The sequence below is a fragment of the Microbacterium lacusdiani genome (genome assembly GCF_054779895.1).
Genome location: NZ_BAAGXJ010000007.1, coordinates 1 through 20,924 on the forward strand (window position 1 = coordinate 1; position 20,924 = coordinate 20,924).

The following is a 20,924-nucleotide window of genomic DNA, read 5'->3' on the forward strand; positions in this document are numbered from 1 at the left end:
CTGCGACGCGCCGTCCGCGAGCTGCCTGCCGCCCGACGCGAGCTCGCCCGCGCCCGTGCCGAGCTCGGCGGCGCCGCCCGCGAGCTCCTCCGCGCCGTCCTGCGCGGCCCCCGCGCCGTCGGCCAGCTGCGCGGCGCCGTCGGCCGCCTCGCCGAGCTGCTCGCCGAGCGTCGTGTAGCCGATGAAGACGTTCTCGAGCGTCGCCTCCGACAGCATCCGGCCCATCGATGCGGTCGCGACCGACGCGATCTGGCTCGTGATGGCCTCGTCGACGATGCGCGCGTCGGGCGCCGTCACGACGTCGATCGTCGCCTGCTCGGGGGCCTCATCGGACCCCGACAGGTTCCGCCCGGCCGAGGTCGCGGCCGCCGAGAACTCCTCGGGGATGGTCACGACCGCCTGGTACGTGCCGTCGGCCAGGCCCTCGGCGGCGTCGTCTTCGTTGGACAGCACCCAGGTCAGATTGCCGTCGACGTCATCCGATCCCTCGACCAGGCCGGCCGCCAGCTGGCGGCCCAGCGGCGTGTACTGGTCCTGGACGGTCACGGGCTCGTCGAGGTTGACGATCGCGGCGGTCATGTTGTCGAGGCGCTCGGCCGGATCGTACAGCGCGGCGACGAGCACGCCGCCCACGAGCGCCGGGAGCAGCAGCACGCCGAGCACCGTGAGCCACGAGACGGGCCGGGTGCTGCGGGCGCGCTCGACTCCGGCGAGGGTCAGGCTGCGGAGGCGGTTCATGCGGAGACCTCATTCGGGATGGTCGCGGGAGCGGGGGAGACGTCGACACGACGGACGCCGACCCAGCCGGCGTCGGACAGGAGCCGCTGCGCGGCGGACGGGTCGGATGCCGTCAGCACCACGGTGAGCGGATCCGGCGCGAGCGCGTGCCGCGCGTCGCGCAGCACGGCGGCGACCTGGTCGCGCGCCGCCGGCTCGAGGGCGTCGGCGCCGTCGATCACGACGATCGGGGCGCGCGCCGCGGCGCGCACCGCCCGGGCGGGCGCCTCGCCGGGCTCCGGGGCAGCGAGCAGGGCCAGGCCGACGTGGGCGCGCACCCAGGCGGCGCGGCCGGGGAGCAGGTGCCCGGCGACGCGGAGCAGGCCGCCGGTCGCCGGTGTGCGGCCGGCGATCGCGAGCCCCACGGCGCGGGCGCCGCGCGGATCCGCCGAGGTCAGCACCAGGGCGTCGCCCGGCTCGGCGCGCAGCGTCACGCCCGAGGCCAGGACGGGGCCGTCCTCCACCGCGACCTCGAGATCCTCCGCCGCGATCACGGCGGTCGATCCGGGCTCGGGCCAATCGGCCAGCGCGCGCTCGCGCTCGACCGCCTCGCCCTCGATGTCGAAGTGGGGCAGCATCCGGTCGAGCCGGCGCGGCATCCACCAGGCCTTGTCGCCCAGCAGCGCCATGACCGCGGGCACGAGCGTCATCCGCACCACGAATGCGTCCACCGCGATGCCCACCGCGAGCGCGAGCGCGATGGGCTTGAGGTTCGCGTCGCCCTCGGGCACGAACGCCGCGAACACCGCGAACATGATGATCGCCGCCGCCGTGACCACGCGCGCCGAGGCCGCGAACCCGCTGCGCACGGCCTCGACCGCGACCTCGCGCGAGCCGCCGAGCCGGCGCGCGGCGTGCACGAAGTCCTCGCGCATGCGCGAGACCAGGAACACCTCGTAGTCCATCGCGAGCCCGAACAGCACGCCCATCACCACGATCGGCATGAACGCGATGACGGGGCCCGTGCGCGTCACGTGCAGCAGGTCGGCGCCCCAGCCCCACGAGAACACCGCGGCGACCACGCCGAACGCGGCGAGGATGGACACCAGGTAGCCGAGTGCGGCCTTGAGCGGCACCCAGATCGAGCGGAACACGATCATCAGCAGCACGAAGGACAGGCCGACGACGAAGATGCCGAACGGCACGAGCGCGGCGCCGAGCCGGTCGGAGATGTCGATCGACACCGCCGTCGTGCCCGTGACCTTGAGGTCGATGCCGTACTCGTCGAGCCATTCGTCGTGGTGCGCGCGCAGCTCCCGCACGAGCTCGCTCGTGGCCGGGTCGTCGGGCGCGGTCTCGGGCACGATCTGCACGATCCCGGTGTCGGCCGTCTCGTTCGGGGTCGCGAGAGCGACCTCGCTCACGCCCTCGATCTGCTCGACCTCGGCGCGCAGGTCGTCCATCAGGCCGACCGGATCGGTGGACGTCACGATCGTGCCGGTCAGGATGAGCGGGCCGTTGAAGCCCGCGCCGAAGTGCTCCGACGTGAGGTCGTAGCCGATGCGCGCCTCGTTGTCCTCGGGCAGCACGCCGGCGTTCGGCAGCGCGAGGCCCAGGCTGCCGACCGGCAGGGCCATGAGCCCGAGACCCAGGACGACCGCGACCGTCGTGACCACGGGATGCCGCGTGACGCCGCGCACCCAGCGCGTGCTGAAGCCCTCCCGCGGCGCGCGGGACGGCTCGGCTTTCTGCGCGCGGCGCGGGCGGCCCACGACGCGGTGCTTCACGAAGCCGAGCAGGGCGGGCGTGAGCGTGACGGCGATCAGCACGGCCACCGCGACCGCGACGGCCGCCGCGATGCCCATCGTGGTGAGGAACGGGATGTTCGCGAAGCCGAGACCGATCAGCGCGATCAGCACGGTCACGCCCGCGAACACGACGGCGGATCCGGCCGTTCCGGTCGCGCGGCCCGCGGACTCCTCGAGCTCCATGCCGTCGCGCGCCTGGTCCTGGTGCCGCGCCGCGATGAACAGCGCGTAGTCGATGCCGACCGCCAGCCCCAGCATGAGCGCGAGCATCGGGGTCGTGGCAGACACCGTCGCGAACTGCGTGGCCGCGACGATCCCGAGCAGCGAGACGCCGACGCCGATCAGCGCGACGCCGAGCGGCAGGCCCGCCATCACGAAGGACCGGAACGTCACGATCAGCACCAGGAGCGCGATCACCACGCCGACCGCCTCGGTCAGCGTGACGGTCGGCAGCTCCGTGGCGAACAGCTCGCCGCCGAGCGCGAGCTGCGAGCCCTCCGGCAGGTCGGGGCGGAGCGCGTCGACGACCTCCTGGAGCGACTCCTTGTCGTCGTCCGTGACATCCGTCATGGTGCCCTCGAACTGGAGCCGAACGATGGCCGCGGACTCGTCGTCCGACACCATGCCGGTGACCAGCTCGTCGTACGGCGAGGTGGCGCTGCTGACGCCGTCGACGTCCTCCAGCTCGGCGACCGCGTCCTCGATCGGCGTCCGGTAGGTCTCCTCCGTGACGTCGTCGCCCGGGGCCGCGACCACGATGAACTGCGCGCTCGTGCCCGACACCTGCGGGAACGTCCGGCTCAGCTGCTGCAGCCCCTCCTGCGCCTCCGTGCCCGGGATCGAGAACGCGTTGTCGAAGCCCCGATTGAGGCCGAGGGCTCCGCCGCCGACCGCGAGCAGGATGAGCAGCCAGCCCAGGAGCACCCGCCACGGGTGGCGGAACGACCAGCGGCCGAGCGAGTAGAGCAGGGTGGACACAGGCGCCTCCGGATGAGGGGAATGGCAGGGGTCGATACAACGCTGTATCCGATACAAGTGTGTATCGTAATCGCCTGCCCGTGCAAGCGGCTGGGGGTGCGGTGGGAGAATCGCAGGATGGAGACCCGGATGACCGAGACGAGCGAGGAGCGCGTGCCGACCCGCAGCCGCGAGAACACGCGCGCGCGGCTGCTCGACGCCGCCGCTCAGGTGTTCGCGGAGGTCGGGCTCGGCGAGGCCTCGGTCGAGGCCGTGTGCGAGCGCGCGGGCTTCACGCGCGGAGCCTTCTACTCGAACTTCGACTCGAAGGACGAGCTGTTCGTCGAGCTCGCCGGCCGGTTCGTGAGCCAGCAGGTCGAGGCCGTGCGCGAGCGCGTCGCCGCGCTCATCGAATGCGGCCCCGCCGCCGACGGCGCGCCCGACGACATGGTCGGCCTGGTCGAGGCGCTCGACGTGCCCGGCGACGTCCGCCTCGGCGTGCTGCTGATGAGCGAGATCCGCAACCGCGCCATGCGAGACGCCAAGACCGCCGAGGCCTACCTCGCGCAGGATGCGCGGATGCTGCGCGAGGTGTCGCAGCTCCTCGAGGACATCGCCCAGGCCAAGGGGCTGCGCCTCACGCTCCCCGCGGAGGAGGCGGCCCGCATCGTTCTCACCGCGTGGGAGGGCGTCTCGGCCCGCGCGATCATCGCCGGCATCCCCGAGCCCGAGCTGCTCGAGGTCCGCGCCCGCGAGATGGCGCGGATCGGGCATCTGATCATCGACGACCAGCCCGGTCGCTGAGCGAAGCGGAGGCGCAGCGGCTTACGCGCCCCCGCGCTCCAGCACCGCGTGGCAGCGGCGGATGCGGTCGAGCCACCAGGCGCGGCGGTCGTCCGCCGCCGCGTGGCGGTCGAGCAGCGCCGCGTCGGGGGTGAGCCGCCCCACGGGGATCACGCCGCCGCGGGGGGCCAGCGGCTCGGTCACGACGTCCGCCGCGAGCAGCGACGCGGTGCCGAGGCCGCAGTCGAACTCGAGCGACGGCAGCGCCGCCGCCAGCGCCGCGCCCTGCGACAGGCCGATCGACGTGTCGAGCGCGCTCGACACGATGGCCGGAAGTCCCGCCTCGGCGACGATCTCCAGCGCGCGGCGCACGCCCCCGAGCGGCTGGGCCTTCACGACCAGCAGGTCGGCCGCTCCCGCGCGCGCCACGGCGAGCGGATCCGCGGCCTTGCGCACCGACTCGTCCGCCGCGATCGGGATGTCCCAGTCGTGCAGGCGCGCGCGGATCTCGGCGAGCTCCTCGACCGTCGCGCACGGCTGCTCGGCGTATTCCAGGTCGAACTCCGCCAGCTCGTGCAGCGCGTGCTCCGCCTCGTCGACGTTCCAGCCGCCGTTCGCGTCGACCCGGATGCGCCCCTCGGGCCCCATCGCCGCGCGCACCGCCCGCACCCGGGCGACGTCGTCCGCGCGGGTCTGACCGCGCTCGGCGACCTTGACCTTGGCGGTGCGGCAGCCGTCGAAGCGCGCCAGCACCTCGGCGACGCGATCGGCCGGCACCGCCGGGACCGTGGCGTTCACCGCGATCTCCGCGCGGTGGGGCTGCGGCTGCGGATGCCAGGCGAAGTCCAGGGCCGCCGCGAGCCATGTCGCGGCCTCGGCGTCGTCGTACTCGAGGAAAGGAGAGAACTCCGCCCATCCCTCCGGCCCCTCGATCAGAGCGGCCTCGCGGTGATCCACTCCGCGGAACCGCGTCGCGAGCGGCAGTGACACCACGCGTGCGGTGCCGAGGATGTCGTCGAGCGGGGGGAGTGGCGTCATGGACTCATCCTGCCTTTCCTGATGCCCGGACGCAGTGCTCGCCCATCCGGAATCCGCGCATCCGGAGTCCGCCCCGTCCGGGCGCCTCTAGTCTGGCGGCATGCCAGCCATCGACATCCCCGTGCGCCTCGGCGTGCAGCTCCAGCCCCAGCACCACGCGTCCTACGGTGCCGTCCGCGACGCGGTCACCCGGCTCGAGGACATGGGCGTGGACGTCCTGTTCAACTGGGATCACTTCTATCCGCTCAGCGGCGACCCGGACGGCACGCACTTCGAGTCGTGGACCATGCTCGCGGCCTGGGCCGAGCAGACCGAGCGCGTCGAGTTCGGGGCCCTGGTGAACTGCAACTCCTACCGCAACCCCGACCTGCAGGCGGACATGGCCCGCACGGTCGACCACATCTCGAAGAAGGGCGGCGACACGGGCCGGTTCATCTTCGGCACCGGATCCGGATGGTTCGAGCGCGACTACGTCGAGTACGGGTACGAGTTCGGCACGGCCGGATCTCGCCTCGACGACCTCGCCGAGGCGCTGCCCCGCATCGAGGCCCGGTGGGAGGCGCTCAACCCCGCGCCGACTCGGAAGATCCCGGTGCTGATCGGCGGCAAGGGCGAGCAGAAGACGCTGCGCCTGGTCGCCCGTCACGCCGACATCTGGCACAGCTTCGTCGACCCCGCGGAGATGCCGCACAAGCTCGACGTGCTCGCCCGCTGGGCCGACAAGGAGGGCCGAGACCTGTCGGGGCTCGTCCTGTCGAACGAGCTGGGCCACCGCGACGAGCGCGCCGACGCGCTGTTCGACGCCGGCGTGCGGCTGTTCACGCTCGGCATCTCGGGCGACCGGCTCGACTACGACCGCGTGCAGCACTGGCTCACGTGGCGCGACGAGCGCAACGGCTCGGCCGGCACGGTGGTCGACGCCTGATCCGACGCTGCCGGGGAAGGGCCGCCGGGCCGCCGGCCGACCGCGGGAATAGGCTGGACGGGTGAGCGACACCCCGAATCCGACGCCCGTGGTCTCCGAGCTGTTCGACGCGGCCGAGTGGGATCCCGCGCCCGGGTCCGAGGGATTCCGGGACATCACGGCGCACATCTCGAAGGACGGCCGGATCGCGCGCATCGCGTTCGACCGGCCGGAGGTGCGCAACGCGTTCCGCCCCGCCACGGTCGACGAGCTGTACCGTGCGCTCGACGCGGCGCGCCAGGACCCGCGGATCGGCGTCGTGCTGCTGACGGGCAACGGCCCGAGCCCGAAGGACGGCGGCTGGGCGTTCTGCTCGGGCGGCGACCAGCGCATCCGCGGCCGGGATGGCTACAAGTACAGCGAGGACGAGACCTCGGTCACCGACGCGGCGCGCGCGGGCCGCCTGCACATCCTCGAGGTGCAGCGCCTCATCCGGTTCATGCCCAAGGTCGTCATCGCGGTCGTGCCGGGATGGGCCGCGGGCGGCGGCCACTCGCTGCACGTGGTGTGCGACCTCACGATCGCCTCGGCCGAGCACGGCCGGTTCAAGCAGACCGACGCGGACGTGGGGTCGTTCGACGCCGGGTACGGCTCGGCCTACTTCGCGCGGCAGATCGGGCAGAAGCTCGCGCGCGAGGTGTTCTTCCTCGCCGAGGAGCATTCCGCGCAGCGCATGTACGAGATGGGCGCCGTGAACCGCGTCGTGCCGCACGCCGAGCTCGAGCGCGAGGCGCTGAGCATGGCCCGCACGATCCTGACCAAGTCGCCCACCGCGATCCGGATGCTGAAGTTCGCGTTCAATGCGGTGGACGACGGGCTCCCGGGCCTGCAGGTGTTCGCGGGCGAGACCACGCGCCTCGCGTACGGCACGGACGAGGCGGTCGAGGGGCGCGACGCGTTCCTCCAGAAGCGCGACCCCGACTGGTCGGCCTACCCCTGGCACTACTGAGCGCGGGGCCCGGCCGGACATGAGGCTCGAGCGGCTCGACTCGGACGACCCGCGTGACGTGCTGCGCGCGCTGCGCGCGGCGCTCGGCGCGGGGCCGGCCGTCGCGCTCGGCGCGGGGGAGCGCGAGCTGCCGGATGAGGTGCCGGCCGGCACGGCGGTCGTGGTGACGACGTCCGGCTCGAGCGGGGTGCCGAAGAGCGTGATGCTGTCGCGCTCGGCGCTGACCTCGAGCGCGCTGGCGACCGCCGCGCGGATCGGTGCGGGGCAGTGGCTGCTGCCGCTCGCGGGCGGGTACATCGCGGGCGTGCAGGTGCTGGTGCGCTCGCTCGTGCAGGGCACGGAGCCCGCCATCCTGTCGGGCCGCTTCTCGGCGGCCGCGTTCGCGCATGTCGTCTCGAGCATGCACTCGTCGCGCGGGGGAGAGCGCGTCCCCACGTACACCTCGCTGGTGCCGGCGCAGCTGCAGACGCTGGTCGACGCCGCGGACGAGGACCCGGGCGTGCGTCGCGTGCTCGCGTCGTTCGAGACGATCCTGGTGGGCGGCCAGGCGCTGCCGCAGCCGCTGCGCGAGCGCGCCGAGGCGCACGGCGCGCGCATCGTGCGCACGTACGGCTCGAGCGAGACCGCGGGCGGATGCGTGTACGACGGCGTGCCGCTGGACGGCGTGCGCGTGGTGGCCGTCGACGGTGAGCTGCGGGTCGCAGGGCCCACCCTCGCGGACGGCTACCTGGGCGATCCGGGCCTGACGGAGCGGGTGTTCGTGCGCGACGCCGACGGCGTCCGCTGGTACCGCACGGGCGACGCGGGCGTCGTGGAGGACGGTGTCGTGCGCGTGACCGGGCGGATCGACAACGTGATCGTCTCGGGAGGCGTGAACGTGTCGCTCGACCGGGTCGAGCGCGTCGTGCGCGAGCTGCCCCCCGTGCCGGGCGCGTTCACGCTCGCGGACGCCGTGGTGGTCGGCGCGTCGGACGAGCGCTGGGGCGAGACGCCCGTGCTCGTCGCGCGCCGGGCCGACGTGGGGTCTCCCGACGCCGCGCTCAGCGCGGCCAGGGCCGCGGTCGGCGCGCAGGTCGGCAAGCCCGCGCGGCCGTCGCGCATCCTGCTCGTGGATGCGCTGCCGCGCCTGGCCTCGGGCAAGCCCGACCGCGTCGCCCTCCGCCGCCTGGCGGCGGCCGGCTGACTCCGACACAACGCAGGACCTCCGCCGCCGAACGGCGTGTCGCAGCCGGCAGACCGTCCCGACACGCCCGGGATCGCGCAGAGGTCCTGCGTTGTGTCGGGGAAAGGGCGGGCGGTCACTCGCCCGACAGCAGACCCTGGCGCTGGGCGCCCGCGAGCATGGTGCGGAGCATGCGGCGCAGCTCGCGTCGGTCGCCCGCACTGAGGTCGCCCGCCAGCACGGTCTCGAGGCCGTCGACGCGCGGGCGCAGCTCCGTCACGCGGGCGCGGCCCTCGTCGGTGAGCTGCAGCACGTTGCGGCGGCGGTCGTCCGGGTCCTGCGCGCGCTCGATCAGGCCGCGGCGGGTCATCCGCGCGACCAGATCCGCGATGGTCGAGCGGTCCAGGTCGAGCTCGGCACCGAGCGACGCCTGGCTCGATCCGGGCAGCCGCTCGAGCACGGTCAGCACCGCGTACTGCACGCTCGTGATGTCGCGCGACACGTCGCGCTGCCACGCCGCGAGGTGCAGCTGCTGCGCGCGGCGCAGCAGGTGACCGAGATGGCGCAGCGGCTCCGGTTCGTCGTCGAGAGGGACGTCCACTCGATCATCCTGCCCCAGCCGGGGCCTCACGGCCGTCAGGACGCGGGCACCGGCTCGGCGGCGGGCAGCAGGATGCCCTCGAAGAACGCCGCCAGCTCGTCGTGCGCGTCGAGCGGCAGCACGTGCGCGACGAACTGGTCGGGGCGCACGACCACGAGCGCGCCGGCGGCCCGATCGACGCCGCGGTCGCGGTAGACGTCGATCCCGGCGGTCACGGCCGATCCGATCGGCGCGGCCGTGAACGCCTTCTCGTAGTCGACGAGACCGAGCCGGCCGTTGTGCGGGCGCAGGATGCCCGGGAGTCCGGCGAAGTCGATGTCGTGCAGGTGCGCCTGCAGGACGCCGCGCACGTCGAAGACCGCGTCGACGTCGTCGCCGTCGCGGCGGGTGCGCACGACCGGGGAGGCCGGATCCGTCTCGAGCCAGTCGCACAGCGCACGCAGGCGGGTCTCGTCGGCGTCGGCGAACGCGTACAGGCGCCAGCGGCCGTCGGCCTCGTGGGCGTGGCCGAGCTCCATCAGGCGCCCGTCGCCGACCCGGACGACCGGTGCCGAGTGGAACCGCGTGCCGATCTCGAAGCCCGTCGCGAGGTGCTGGTGCTCGCCCGTGCCCGTGAGCGTCGACGCGGTGTACCGGGCCGCGACCCCCGCGGTGTAGCGGCCCTGCCGCATCCAGTACTGCGCGAGCTCCTCGGGCGAGACGCCGCCCCGCTCGGGGTGCGCCGGATCCTTCGCGGGCTGCGCGAGCATGGCCGACCACTCCCGGTCGAAGTCGATCAGCTCCTGCGCGATCGGGCGGCGCTCGGCGTCGTACGTCTCGAGCAGCGTCGCGGGCGCGCGCCCCTCGAGCACGGCCGCGAGCTTCCAGCCGAGGTTGTAGGCGTCCTGCATCGACACGTTCATGCCCTGGCCGGCCTTGGCGCTGTGGGTGTGGCACGCGTCGCCCGCGATGAAGACGCGCGGGGCCCGGCCGCGCCCGGCGGCGTCGTCGAAGCCGTCCGCGATGCGCTGCGCGACCTCGTACACCGAGAACCACACGGTCTCGCGCACGTCGAGCGTGTACGGGTGCAGCACGCCGTTCGCGACCTCGACGAGCTCCTCGGCGGACATCGCGCGCACGCGCTCGCGGCTCTCCTCGGTGACCGTCCCGAGGTCGACGTACAGACGCGCGAGCCGCCCGCCCTCGCGCGGGATGATCAGGATCGAGCCCTTGCCGGCCGACTGGATCATGGTCTTGAACCGCAGGTCGGGGAAGTCCGTGTCGGCGAGGACGTCCATGACGCCCCACGCGTGGTTCGTGGCGTCGCCCGACAGCGAGCGGCCGATCGCCTTGCGCACGGCGCTGCGCGCCCCGTCGGCCCCGACGACGTACCTCGCCCGGATGGTCCGCGTGCGGCCGGTCGGGCCCTGGCCGTCCACGTGCGCGAGCGTGACCCGCACGGGGCGATCGCCGTCGTCGTCGACTTCGAGGGCCTCGAACGCCCAGCCGTAGTCCGGCTCCAGGCGCGACGGCTGCGCCTTCATCGCGTCGAGCAGGTAGTCGTGCACGCGCGCCTGGTTCATGATCACGTGCGGCATCTCGCTCAGGCCGTCCTCGACGTCCTGCACGCGGCTGGTCCGCACGATCCGGCTGCGGTCGTCCGGATCCGGCTGCCACATGATCGTCTCGTTGACCCAGTACGACTCCTCGAGCAGCCTGCGGGCCACGCCGAACGCCTGGAGCATCTCGACCGAGCGGCACGCGACGCCATCCGCCTGCCCCCGCAGGAGCCGGCCCGTGCGGCGCTCCACGATGCGCGTCGGGATGCCCGGGAAGCGCGCGAGCTGGGCCGCCAGGACGAGTCCCGCGGGGCCGGTGCCCACGATCAGGACGTCGACCTCGTCGGGCAGGCCGGGGGTCCAGTGCGCCGGCGCGGCCGGGGCGATCGTCGGGTCGCCCACGTGGTATCCGTCCTGGAAGAACTGCATCGGAGCTCCTTCGGTCCTGTCCGCGCGGCGTCGCGCGGTGGTCCGAGGATATAGTCCGTACCCCAACGATTGCAAGACCGGAGGGCGCGGCGTCCGCCGTAGGATCGTGCATCGTGGCGAACAAGAAGACCCGTGGAGTCAGCGGCAACCCGGCCAAGCGCGCGCGTGTGCACACGCCGACCCCGGCGCGGCGTCCCGTCACGGTCGCGGACTGGATCGGCGCCGCGCGCCTGCGCACGCTGCCGCTCGCGGTGTCGCCCGTCGTGATCGGCACGGGTGCCGCGATCCTGGTCGGCGACGTCTTCCACTGGGTGATCGCGCTCGCGTGCCTCGTCGTCGCGGTGTCGCTGCAGATCGGCGTCAACTTCGCGAACGACTACAGCGACGGCATCCGCGGCACCGACGCGCACCGCGTGGGCCCCGCGCGGCTCACCGCCTCCGGGCGCGTGAAGCCGCGCAGCGTGCTGATCGCGGCCTTCGTGTTCTTCGGCATCGCGGCGGTCGCGGGCCTGGCGATCACGATCCGCACGCAGCAGTGGTGGTTCCTCGCGGTGGGCGCGGCGTGCATCGTCGCCGCGTGGTTCTACACGGGCGGCAGGCGGCCGTACGGGTACAACGCGCTCGGCGAGGTGTTCGTGTTCGTCTTCTTCGGCCTGGTCGCCACGCTCGGCACCACGTGGGTGCAGGCGCAGGCGCTGCCGCAGGAGGCGTGGTTCGGCGCGATCGGCGCCGGCCTGCTCGCCTGCGCCGTGCTGCTCGCGAACAACCTGCGCGACATCGAGCAGGACGCGCGCGTCGGCAAGCGCACGCTCAGCGTGCTGATCGGCCGGCGCTGGACGCAGGTGCTGTACACCGCGTTCGTCCTGCTGGCCTTCGCGACGTCGTGGTACCTGGCGTTCTTCTATCCCGTCGCCTGGCTCGCCTCCCTCGCGCTGCTGGCGGCGGGCCCGGCCATCCTGATCGTCTGGACCTACCGCACGCCGCGCGAGCTGATCACGGCCCTCGCCCTGACCTCGCTCACGTCGCTCGGCTACGCCGGCTTCCTGTTCTGGGCGTTCGTGGGCTGACCTCGTCTGGCTCGAGTGCACACCAAATCTCGTGTGTGTTCGCGTGCCGAATCCACACGAAATTTGGTGTGCACTCGCCGCGGCGGGTCAGCGGTCGTCGCGGAGGGCGCGCTCGTTGGCGGCGTCCTCGAGCTCGTCCTCGAGTTCGCGCTCGGTCTTGGCTCGCGGCCGGTCCGCGGCGGCGCGGCGGGCGGCGAGAGACTCCGAGACGTCGGAGAGCGGGCGCCGGAGGAACAGCACCGAGATGCTGAGCCCGATGAGGGCCGCGAAGATCGCCGCGAGCCACCACAGGCCCTGGAACGCCGGCAGCAGCATCATGAGCCCGAACGGCACGAGGAACGCCGCGAGACGCAGCACCGAGTAGAGCAGGAGCGACAGGCCGGCGGACTTCTTCACCCCTCGAGTCTAGGAGCGGCGCCTGTGCGCCCGCCGGGCCGAGGGGACGCCCAGCCGGCGAGCCTAGGATGAGAAGGTGACACGCCTCTTGATCGTCCTCGGCATCGCGGCCGTGGTGTTCTGGGTCTTCAGCATCGTCGACTGCGCGGTGCAGCCGGCCGGCCGCCACCGCGGCGTCTCGAAGGGCGCCTGGATCGCGATCGTCGTGCTGATCCCGGTGCTCGGCGGCGTGCTCTGGTTCGCGCTGGGCCGCACCCGGCGGCAGGGGGCCGGTCGCGTCGTCGCGCCCGACGACGACCCGAACTTCCTCGGCACGCTGCACGGCGTCTCGGCGCAGGACGAGCGCATCCGCCTCCTGGAGGAGGAGCTCGCGCGCCTCGACGCCGAGACGGATCCGCGCGCGCCGAAGCCCGACGACGCGAAGGCGGGCGACGTGAAGCCCGGGGACGCGAAGCCCGACGGCGACGGCGACGCGGACGGCGAAGCGCCGACCGATCCGGACGAGCCCGGCCCGGACGACGCCCCGCGCCGGACCCGCTGACGTGACGCCGGACGACCCCCGCGTGCTGCGGTCGCCCGCCGGCGACGCCGCGGCCGCGCTGCTGGACGAGCTCGTCGCGCGGGGCGTGCGCCACGCGGTCGTGAGCCCCGGGTCACGGTCCCAGGCCCTCGCGCTCGCGGCGGCCGCGCTCGAGCGGGCGGGCCGGATCCGCCTGCACGTGCGGATCGACGAGCGCGTCGCGGGGTTCACGGCGCTCGGCATCGGCCGCGAGACCGGCGCGCCCGCGGCCGTGATCTGCACCTCCGGCACCGCGGTCGCGAACCTGCTGCCGGCCGCGCTCGAGGCGCACCACGCGGGCGTGCCGCTGCTGCTGCTCACGGCCGACCGGCCGCCCGAGCTGCGCGGCGTCGGCGCCAACCAGACCACGGTCCAGCCGGGCATCTTCGGCGGCGCGACGCGGTTCGCGGCGGACGCGGACGTGCCCCAGGGCGACCCGGGTGAGGACGAGGCCGTGCGCGCGCTCGCGCGCGACGCCTACGACGCCGCCGCGGGGCGGGTCCCGGGCCCCGTTCACCTGAATCTGCCGTACCGGGAGCCCCTCGCCGGTTCGCTGCCGGAGTGGTTCGCGGCCGGGGAGACCCGCGCGGCCTCCGGTGCGCCGCCGGCTCTTGCGCCCGAGCCCGTCGCGCTGGCCCGCGGCCCGCGCACCGTGGTCGTCGCCGGTGCCGACGCCGGTCCGCGCGCGGAGGAGATCGCGCACGCCGGCGGATGGCCGTTGATCGCCGAGATCGTGAGCGGATCCCGCTTCGGGCGCCAGATCGTGCACGGCTACCGCGCCCTGCTCCGCGACCCCGAGCTCGGCGGACGCATCGAGCGCGCGGTCGTGCTGGGCCACCCGACCCTCTCGCGCGAGGTGACCGCCCTGCTGTCGCGCCCCGACGTCGAGGTCGTCGCGGTGCGCGGCACGGGCGAGGCGCTGGACCTGAACCACCGCACGACGGCCGCCGACGCCGTCGCGGTCGCGCCGGGCGAGCCCGACCGGGAGTGGCTGGGCGCCTGGATGCGGGCGTCGGCCGCGGCCGTCGTCGACCTGGACGCGCCGGCCCCCGATCTCGCGGGCCTCACGTCCACGGACCCCCGCACGCGCTCGCACGCGGTCGAGGCCGAGCTCGCGGCCGTCCGGCGGCCGCTCGACCGCGAGCAGCTCGTCGCGGCGGTGTGGGCGGCGACCTGGCCGCACGACCGGCTGATGTTCGGCTCCTCGCGCCTCGTCCGGGTCGCCGACGCGGTGCTGCCGGGCAAGCGCGTGCCCGTGCACGCCAACCGCGGGCTCGCGGGCATCGACGGCACGATCGCCACGGGACTGGGCATCGCCCTCGCCAGCCAGGCCGACGGGCGCCCGGGCGTCACGCGCGTGCTGCTGGGCGACCTGACGCTGCTGCACGACGTGGGGGCGCTGCTGCTTCCGGAGAGCGAGACCGAGGGCGAGGGCGGGCCGCGCATCCAGCTCGTGGTCGGCAACGACGGCGGCGGCACGATCTTCGACGGCCTCGAGGTGGCCCGGGTCGCGAGCCCCGACGACATGGCGCGCGTGCAGTACACGCCCCAGGCGGCGAGCCTCGCCGACCTCGCGCGCGCCTACGGCTGGGAGCACACGCGGGTCGCGACGCGATCCGCGCTCGACCAGGCGCTCATCGCGCCGGGCGCGCGCCGCATCATCGAGGTGCCGCTCGACCGCTGACCCGGCGGCCTGACACACGCTCCCGCGCCGGGACACGCGGCCGATCCGTCCTCGTCAGCGGGCGCCGCCGGATGCTTGAATGTCCCGCATGACGGCGAAGAGTCAGGTGCAGTGGACCGAGGACGCGCTGACCGCGCTCCGCGTGGGCAAGGGCTTCCGGCTCGACGACGTCGACCCGGAGTCGACCCCCGGCTACGCGGGCGACAAGGCCGCGAGCAAGGCCGACCTCGCGGCGGGCCTCGCCGAGCTCGCGGAGTACCAGGAGCGGCTGTTCGCCGCGAGCCGCGGGGGCACGTCCAAGGACTCGGTGCTGCTCGTGCTGCAGGCCATGGACTCCGCCGGCAAGGGCGGGATCATCCGGCACGTCGTGGGCGGCGTCGATCCGCAGGGCATCGAGCTGGCGGCGTTCAAGGCGCCCACCGAGGAGGAGCTCGCGCACGACTTCCTGTGGCGCATCGAGAAGCGCGTGCCGCGGCCCGGCATGATCGGCGTGTTCGACCGCTCGCACTACGAGGACGTGCTCATCGGCCGCGTGCGGGGCCTCGCCGAGCCGCAGGAGATCGAGCGCCGCTACGGCGCGATCGTCGACTTCGAGCGGCGCCTGGCGGAGTCCGGCACCCGCATCATCAAGGTCATGCTGCACATCTCGCACGCCGAGCAGGGCGCGCGGCTGATGGAGCGCCTCGAGCGCCCCGACAAGCACTGGAAGTACAACCCCGGCGACGTGGACGAGCGCGCGCGGTGGCCCGAGTACATGGCGGCCTACCAGACCGCCCTGTCGCGCACGTCCACCGACGAGGCGCCGTGGTTCGTGGTGCCGGCGAACCGCAAGTGGTACGCGCGGCTCGCGGTGCAGGCGCTGCTGCTCGAGGTGCTCGAGTCCATCGACCCGCAGTGGCCCGTCGCCGACTTCGACGTCGCCCTCGAGAAGGAGCGCCTGCGGGCGACCCTCTGACGCCGCGCCGGTGGCGCCCCGGCGCTCGACGACGCGAGACCGCAACCCCGCGCCGAGACGGCAGTGGACCACTGCTGTCCGAGCGCGGGATCGCGGTCTCGTCGAAGCGGCGTCGTCAGACGCGCGCGGCGCGGCTCACCTCGCGCGCGGCGGCGAGCGCCTGGTCGAGGTCGGCCAGCAGGTCCTCGACGTTCTCGAGGCCGACCGACAGGCGCACCAGGCCGGGCGTGACGCCCGCGCTGAGCTGCTGCTCGGGCGTGAGCTGCGAGTGCGTGGTCGAGGCGGGGTGGATGACCAGCGAGCGCACGTCGCCGATGTTGGCGAGGTGGCTGAACAGCTTCAGCGAGTCCACGAACGTGCGGCCGGCGTCCACGCCGCCCTTGAGCTCGAACGACAGGACCGCGCCGACGCCCTTGGGGGCGTACGCGTTGGCGGCCGAGTACCAGGGCGAGGTCGGCAGACCCGAGTAGTTGACGGTCGCGACATCCGCGTGGTTCTCGAGCCACTCGGCCACGAGCTGCGCGTTGTGCACGTGGCGCTCGACGCGCAGCGACAGGGTCTCGATGCCCTGGATGAGCTGCCACGCGCTCTGCGGCGAGATCGAGGCGCCGAGGTCGCGCAGCAGCTGCACGCGCGCCTTGATGATGTACGCGAGCTCGTCGCCCACCGCCTCGGTGTAGACGGCGCCGTGGTACGAGGGGTCCGGCGTGGTCAGGCCGGGGAAGCGGTCCCCGTGCTGCGACCACGGGAACGTGCCGCCGTCGACGATCACGCCGCCGATCACGGTGCCGTGCCCGCCGAGGAACTTGGTCGCCGAGTGCACCACGATGTCGGCGCCGTGCTCGAACGGGCGGATCAGGTACGGCGTCGCGATCGTGTTGTCGACGATGAGCGGCACGCCGGCCTCGTGCGCGGTGTTCGCGACGGCGCGGATGTCGAGCACGTTGATCTGCGGGTTGCCGATCGTCTCGGCGAAGAACAGCTTGGTGTTCGGGCGGACGGCGGCGCGCCACGCGGCGGGGTCGTCCTGGTGCTCGACGAAGGTCACGTCGATCCCGAGCTTCGCGAGCGTGTACTTGAAGAGGTTGTACGTGCCGCCGTAGATCGAGCTGGACGAGACGATGTGGTCGCCGGACTGCGCGATGTTCAGCACCGCGAACGTCGCGGCCGCCTGGCCGCTCGCGAGCAGCAGCGCGCCCGTGCCGCCCTCGAGGGCCGCGAGCCGCTGCTCGACGACCTCCTGGGTCGGGTTCTGGATGCGCGTGTAGATGTTGCCGACCTCGGCGAGCGCGAACAGGTTCTTGGCGTGGTCCGAGTCGCGGAAGACGTACGACGTGGTCTGGTAGATCGGCGTCGCGCGCGCGCCCGTGACCGGATCCGGCGCCGCACCGGCGTGGATCTGCAGGGTCTCGAAGCGCAGCTGCGCCTGCGGGGCATCGGTCATGACGGACCTCCGGGGATCGGGACGAAGTCTGGCGGCCGAGAGAAGGGCCTGATGAGACGTTACGTCGGCCTCCCTGGACGGGCAATGGACGGGAAACGCGGCGTCACATTCTCCGGCCGGTACGGTTGATGTCATGGCGAACAGCGGGGCAGGCGCGGGTCGGCGGGCGGTCGTGACGGGCGCGAGCTCCGGGATCGGGCAGGCGACGGCGCGCGCCCTGCGCGCATCCGGATGGGACGTCGTCGGCGTCGCCCGCCGCGCGGACCGGCTCGAGGCCCTCGCAGCCGAGACGGGGGCCGGCGTGTTCGCGGCCGACCTCACCTCGCAGGCCGACGTCGACGCGCTCGCGGCGCACCTGCGCGCGACCGGCGGGGTCCACGCTCTCGTGCACGTGGCGGGCGGCGCGCGCGGCACCGATCGCGTGGAGGATGGCGACCCCGACGACTGGACGTGGATGTACGAGGTCAACGTGCTCTCGGCGCAGCGCCTCGTGAAGGCGCTGCTGCCGCAGCTGCGCGACGCGGTCCGCGCCGGATCGGGCCACGCCGACACGCTGTTCGTCACGTCGACCGCCGCCCAGACCGCGTACCCGGGCGGCGCGGGCTACAACGCGGCCAAGGCCGGCGAGGCCATGCTCGTGAACGCGCTCCGGCTCGAGCTGAACGGCGAGCCGATCCGCGTGATCGAGATCGCGCCCGGCATGGTGCACACCGAGGAGTTCAGCCTCAACCGGCTGGGCAGCCAGGACGCGGCGGCCGGCGTCTACGAGGGCGTCGAGGCGCCGCTCGTGGCCGACGACGTCGCCGACGTGATCGCGTACGCGCTGAACGCGCCGGGCCACGTCAACCTCGACCTGGTCACGATGCGCCCCGTCGCGCAGTCTGCGCAGCACCTGCTCGCCCGCGGCCCGCTGAAGCCGCGCGACTGATCCACCCCCCTTCCCGTGTCTCACTTCGGCGCGGAATCCGGGTCGGATTCCGCGCCGAAGTGAGACATCCGAAAAACACGAAAGGACCCCGCGTGGGAGACACCGACATCCGCGAGCGGCTCACCTGGGACGGCTTCGGCGAGGCGACGCGCGACCTGGCGCGGCGCATCCTCGACGACGGCTTCGAGCCCGAGGTGGTCGTCGCGATCGCGCGGGGCGGCCTGCTGCCCGCGGGCGCCATCGCCTACGGCCTGGGCGCCAAGAACTGCGGCGCGCTGAACGTCGAGTTCTACACGGGCATCGGCACGGTGCTGGACGCCCCCGAGGTGCTGCCGCCCGAGCTCGACATGGCCTACCTCGACGGGCGCCGCGTGCTGCTGGTCGACGACGTCGCCGACTCGGGCCGGACGCTCGCGCTCGCGGTCGACCTGCTGAAGTCGCAGGGCGCGGATGTCCGTTCCGTCACGATCTACACGAAGCCGTCCACGATCATCACGCCGGACTACGCCTGGAAGGCCACGGACCTGTGGATCGACTTCCCGTGGTCGGCGAAGGGCACCGTGCGCGAGGAGGACGCCGGGCTCGAGGCGTCGGCCTGAGCGTGCCGGAGGCCGTCATGCCGATGACGCTCCCCGAGCTGGCCGACGCCGGGCTCATGGACCGCGGCTGGGCCGAGGCGCTCGCGCCCGTCGCGGGCGACATCGCCGCGCTCGGCGAGCGCCTGCGCCACGAGGTGGCGGAGGGCCGCGGGTACCTGCCCGCGGGCGAGAGGGTGCTGCGCGCGTTCCAGCGCCCGCTCGCGGACGTCCGCGTGCTGATCGTCGGACAGGATCCGTACCCGACCCCCGGGCATCCGATCGGCCTGTCGTTCGCGGTCGAGAGGCACGTGCGCCCGCTGCCTCGCAGCCTGCAGAACATCTACCGTGAGCTGAACGACGACCTGGGCATCCCGCCCGCGCCGCACGGCGACCTGTCGGCCTGGAGCGACCAGGGCGTGATGCTGCTGAACCGCGTGCTCACGGTTCGCCCGGGCGAGGCCGCGTCGCACCGCGGCTGGGGGTGGGAGCGCGTGACCGAGCACGCCATCCACGTGCTCGTCGACCGCGGCGGTCCGCTCGTGGCCATCCTGTGGGGAAGGGACGCGGCGGGGCTCAAGCCGCTGCTCGCCTCGACGGGCGGCCGTCCCGGCGTGCCGTGGGTCGAGTCCGCGCATCCGTCGCCGCTGTCCGCGAGCCGGGGGTTCTTCGGATCGCGCCCGTTCTCGCGCGTGAACGCGCTGCTCGAGGCGCAGGGCGGCGGGCCCGTGGACTGGCGCATCCCGGCGTAGCGCCGACGCCGTGGTCGTAGGCTGGTGCGCATGCTGGAGGAGGAGTACCAGAAGCGCCGCGTGCTGCCGCGCCACCTGCGCCGCAAGCCCGAGCCGGAGCGGCCCTTCTCGTACAAGATCCGCCCGGCGACCCTCGCGGACATCCCGGACATCCGCGAGATCTACAACCACTACGTGCGCAACTCGGTCGTGACCTTCGACGAGAAGGCCTGGTCGGTCAAGAAGTGGCGCGAGAAGTTCGAGCACCTGCAGAAGCTCGGCCTGCCGTTCCTGGTCGCGGTCTCTCCGAGCGGGCAGGTGCTGGGCTACGCCCTGGTGTCGCCGTGGGCGGGTAAGTCCGCGTTCCGGTACACGGTCGAGAACTCGATCTACCTCGGTCAGGCGGCGACCGGCAAGGGCCTCGGCCGCGCGCTGCTGGAGGCCCTGATCGAGGCGTGCGAGGAGATCGGCCTGCGCCAGCTCGTCGCCGTGATCAGCGACAAGGGCGCCGAGGGCTCCATCGCGCTGCACGAGAAGCTCGGCTTCGTCGAGGTCGGCCGGATGGGCAAGGTCGGCTACAAGTTCGACCGCTGGCTCGGCACCGTCTACCTGCAGAAGCAGCTGCACCCCAAGAAGAAGCCGGGCGTGCTGAAGCGGATACTGGGCGCCGCTGCGCCGGCGAGCAGCGACAAGCGAAGCGGGGGAGACAAGGCGGAGGAGTCGACGCCTCAGGCGTAGAGCCCCGCCGCGAGCGACTCCACGACGTCGCCGGCCGGCCGGGCCGCGGTCAGCGCGCGCACTCCGAGCCCGGCGTCGATCGAGCGCGGCTCGCCCGCGAGCACTCGCTCGGGCACGTCCTCGGGCCACGCGTAGCCCGAGCGCCGGTCGAACTCCGACGTGAGGACCGTGTCGGCTCCGCGCAGCATCGCCGTCCGGTCGGCGTCGCCGAGCAGCGACTCCGGGCACGCGGCGAACGCCGTGCCGACCCACACGCCGGCCGCGCCCGTGTCCCTCACGCGCCGCACGTCGTCGGCCGTGGCGATCGCGCCGGCCGCGAGCACGGGCACTTCGACGGCCGCGAGCACGCGGGACAGCAGGTCGGCGAGCCCCGAGAGCGGTCGGCCGTGGCCGCCGCCCTCCAGCCCGCGCGCGACGATCAGGTCCACTCCGGCGGCGGCCGCGCGCTCGGCACCCGCCACATCCGGCACCTGGGTCACGGTGGCGACGCCGACGTCGTGTGCCCGCGCGACCCAGTCGAAGTCGTCGCCGAAGCTCACCGACAGCAGCACGGGCCGCGCCGCGAGCGCCGCGTCGAGCAGTTCGGGGCGGGAGCGCATGACCCAGTCCACGAGCCCGATCCCGACGCGCACCCCGTCGGGCACTAGGGCCAGCTCGCGCGCGAGGGCTTCGGGCGAGCCGGCGCTGCCCATCCCGATCATGCCGAGCGCTCCCGCCCGCGACACGGCCGTCGCGAGCCGTCCGCCGGCGACGCCGCCCATCGGGGCGCACACGAGCGGATGACGGATGCCGAGGCGGTCGGACCAGGCGGTGCTCACGCCTCGATCCTGCCACGCGGCCGCCGGCCCGATGGCGTGTCCGTGGCGTCGAGGTGGACGCGCCGTGAAGGTCCGGAGGCGCC

Annotated in this window: 20 protein-coding genes; 12 read left to right on the forward strand and 8 right to left on the reverse strand. The window is 73.7% G+C overall.

Going from position 1 to position 20,924, the window contains the following annotated elements:
• A partial coding sequence (locus ACYVGN_RS07055) for a YhgE/Pip domain-containing protein (protein WP_460789743.1) occupies nt 1–738 on the reverse strand: 738 nt, incomplete at its 3' end.
• Complete coding sequence (locus tag ACYVGN_RS07060) at nt 735–3,503, reverse strand: MMPL family transporter (protein ID WP_460789745.1); 2,769 nt, start codon at nt 3,501–3,503, stop codon at nt 735–737. The genes ACYVGN_RS07060 and ACYVGN_RS07055, both read right to left, overlap by 4 nt.
• 117 nt (nt 3,504–3,620) lie before the next feature.
• Between ACYVGN_RS07060 and ACYVGN_RS07065 the strand changes: the two genes are divergently transcribed.
• The gene (locus ACYVGN_RS07065) at nt 3,621–4,286 is read left to right on the forward strand and encodes a TetR/AcrR family transcriptional regulator (protein WP_156377195.1); all 666 of its coding nucleotides are present in this window, start codon (nt 3,621–3,623) and stop codon (nt 4,284–4,286) included.
• A 21-nt stretch (nt 4,287–4,307) separates the two neighbouring features.
• Here the strand turns inward: ACYVGN_RS07065 and ACYVGN_RS07070 are convergent, their stop codons facing one another.
• Complete coding sequence (locus ACYVGN_RS07070; RefSeq protein ID WP_055992993.1) at nt 4,308–5,303, reverse strand: o-succinylbenzoate synthase; 996 nt, start codon at nt 5,301–5,303, stop codon at nt 4,308–4,310.
• Nucleotides 5,304–5,403: 100 nt separating this feature from the next.
• Here ACYVGN_RS07070 and ACYVGN_RS07075 point away from each other — a divergent pair, with 100 nt between their 5' ends.
• From ACYVGN_RS07075 to ACYVGN_RS07085, 3 genes are all read left to right on the forward strand, one after another.
• The gene (locus ACYVGN_RS07075; RefSeq protein ID WP_460789747.1) at nt 5,404–6,228 is read left to right on the forward strand and encodes an LLM class F420-dependent oxidoreductase; all 825 of its coding nucleotides are present in this window, start codon (nt 5,404–5,406) and stop codon (nt 6,226–6,228) included.
• An 88-nt stretch (nt 6,229–6,316) separates the two neighbouring features.
• Nucleotides 6,317–7,216 (forward strand): 1,4-dihydroxy-2-naphthoyl-CoA synthase, encoded by a 900-nt coding sequence (locus ACYVGN_RS07080; protein ID WP_460789866.1) that lies wholly within the window; start codon nt 6,317–6,319, stop codon nt 7,214–7,216.
• A gap of 19 nt (nt 7,217–7,235) precedes the next feature.
• Nucleotides 7,236–8,399 (forward strand): AMP-binding protein, encoded by a 1,164-nt coding sequence (locus ACYVGN_RS07085; protein ID WP_460789748.1) that lies wholly within the window; start codon nt 7,236–7,238, stop codon nt 8,397–8,399.
• A gap of 115 nt (nt 8,400–8,514) precedes the next feature.
• Here the strand turns inward: ACYVGN_RS07085 and ACYVGN_RS07090 are convergent, their stop codons facing one another.
• Nucleotides 8,515–8,979 (reverse strand): MarR family winged helix-turn-helix transcriptional regulator, encoded by a 465-nt coding sequence (locus tag ACYVGN_RS07090; protein ID WP_460789749.1) that lies wholly within the window; start codon nt 8,977–8,979, stop codon nt 8,515–8,517.
• A gap of 35 nt (nt 8,980–9,014) precedes the next feature.
• Entirely contained in the window at nt 9,015–10,946 is a 1,932-nt protein-coding gene (locus ACYVGN_RS07095) for an FAD-dependent monooxygenase (RefSeq protein ID WP_460789751.1), read from the reverse strand.
• 113 nt (nt 10,947–11,059) lie between these two features.
• Here ACYVGN_RS07095 and ACYVGN_RS07100 point away from each other — a divergent pair, with 113 nt between their 5' ends.
• Complete coding sequence (locus ACYVGN_RS07100; RefSeq protein ID WP_460789753.1) at nt 11,060–12,013, forward strand: 1,4-dihydroxy-2-naphthoate polyprenyltransferase; 954 nt, start codon at nt 11,060–11,062, stop codon at nt 12,011–12,013.
• A gap of 87 nt (nt 12,014–12,100) precedes the next feature.
• Here the strand turns inward: ACYVGN_RS07100 and ACYVGN_RS07105 are convergent, their stop codons facing one another.
• Nucleotides 12,101–12,409, reverse strand: a complete 309-nt coding sequence (locus ACYVGN_RS07105; RefSeq protein ID WP_460789755.1) for a DUF4229 domain-containing protein — start codon at nt 12,407–12,409, stop codon at nt 12,101–12,103.
• Nucleotides 12,410–12,485: 76 nt separating this feature from the next.
• On the opposite strand from ACYVGN_RS07105, the gene ACYVGN_RS07110 reads away from it, so the two are divergent.
• From ACYVGN_RS07110 to ACYVGN_RS07120, 3 genes are all read left to right on the forward strand, one after another.
• Complete coding sequence (locus tag ACYVGN_RS07110) at nt 12,486–12,950, forward strand: PLD nuclease N-terminal domain-containing protein (protein WP_460789757.1); 465 nt, start codon at nt 12,486–12,488, stop codon at nt 12,948–12,950.
• A gap of 22 nt (nt 12,951–12,972) precedes the next feature.
• Nucleotides 12,973–14,652: a 2-succinyl-5-enolpyruvyl-6-hydroxy-3-cyclohexene-1-carboxylic-acid synthase gene (gene menD / locus ACYVGN_RS07115; protein WP_460789759.1), complete on the forward strand. Its 1,680-nt coding sequence runs from the start codon at nt 12,973–12,975 to the stop codon at nt 14,650–14,652.
• An 88-nt stretch (nt 14,653–14,740) separates the two neighbouring features.
• The gene (locus tag ACYVGN_RS07120) at nt 14,741–15,607 is read left to right on the forward strand and encodes a polyphosphate kinase 2 family protein (RefSeq protein ID WP_055993007.1); all 867 of its coding nucleotides are present in this window, start codon (nt 14,741–14,743) and stop codon (nt 15,605–15,607) included.
• A 115-nt stretch (nt 15,608–15,722) separates the two neighbouring features.
• On the opposite strand, the gene ACYVGN_RS07125 is transcribed toward ACYVGN_RS07120, so the two are convergent.
• Complete coding sequence (locus ACYVGN_RS07125) at nt 15,723–17,051, reverse strand: bifunctional o-acetylhomoserine/o-acetylserine sulfhydrylase (protein ID WP_460789761.1); 1,329 nt, start codon at nt 17,049–17,051, stop codon at nt 15,723–15,725.
• A gap of 133 nt (nt 17,052–17,184) precedes the next feature.
• On the opposite strand from ACYVGN_RS07125, the gene ACYVGN_RS07130 reads away from it, so the two are divergent.
• From ACYVGN_RS07130 to ACYVGN_RS07145, 4 genes are all read left to right on the forward strand, one after another.
• Entirely contained in the window at nt 17,185–17,979 is a 795-nt protein-coding gene (locus ACYVGN_RS07130; RefSeq protein WP_460789763.1) for an SDR family oxidoreductase, read from the forward strand.
• Between the two features lie 92 nt (nt 17,980–18,071).
• Complete coding sequence (locus tag ACYVGN_RS07135; RefSeq protein WP_134745922.1) at nt 18,072–18,578, forward strand: phosphoribosyltransferase; 507 nt, start codon at nt 18,072–18,074, stop codon at nt 18,576–18,578.
• 17 nt (nt 18,579–18,595) lie between these two features.
• Nucleotides 18,596–19,306, forward strand: coding sequence for a uracil-DNA glycosylase (locus ACYVGN_RS07140; protein ID WP_460789765.1), 711 nt, complete (start codon nt 18,596–18,598; stop codon nt 19,304–19,306).
• A gap of 30 nt (nt 19,307–19,336) precedes the next feature.
• The gene (locus tag ACYVGN_RS07145; RefSeq protein WP_460789767.1) at nt 19,337–20,023 is read left to right on the forward strand and encodes a GNAT family N-acetyltransferase; all 687 of its coding nucleotides are present in this window, start codon (nt 19,337–19,339) and stop codon (nt 20,021–20,023) included.
• Here ACYVGN_RS07145 and ACYVGN_RS07150 read toward each other — a convergent pair.
• On the reverse strand, nt 20,014–20,841 hold the full coding sequence (locus ACYVGN_RS07150) for an NAD(P)H-dependent flavin oxidoreductase (protein ID WP_460789769.1): 828 nt from the start codon (nt 20,839–20,841) through the stop codon (nt 20,014–20,016). The genes ACYVGN_RS07145 and ACYVGN_RS07150 overlap by 10 nt on opposite strands.
• Nucleotides 20,842–20,924 lie beyond the last annotated feature (83 nt).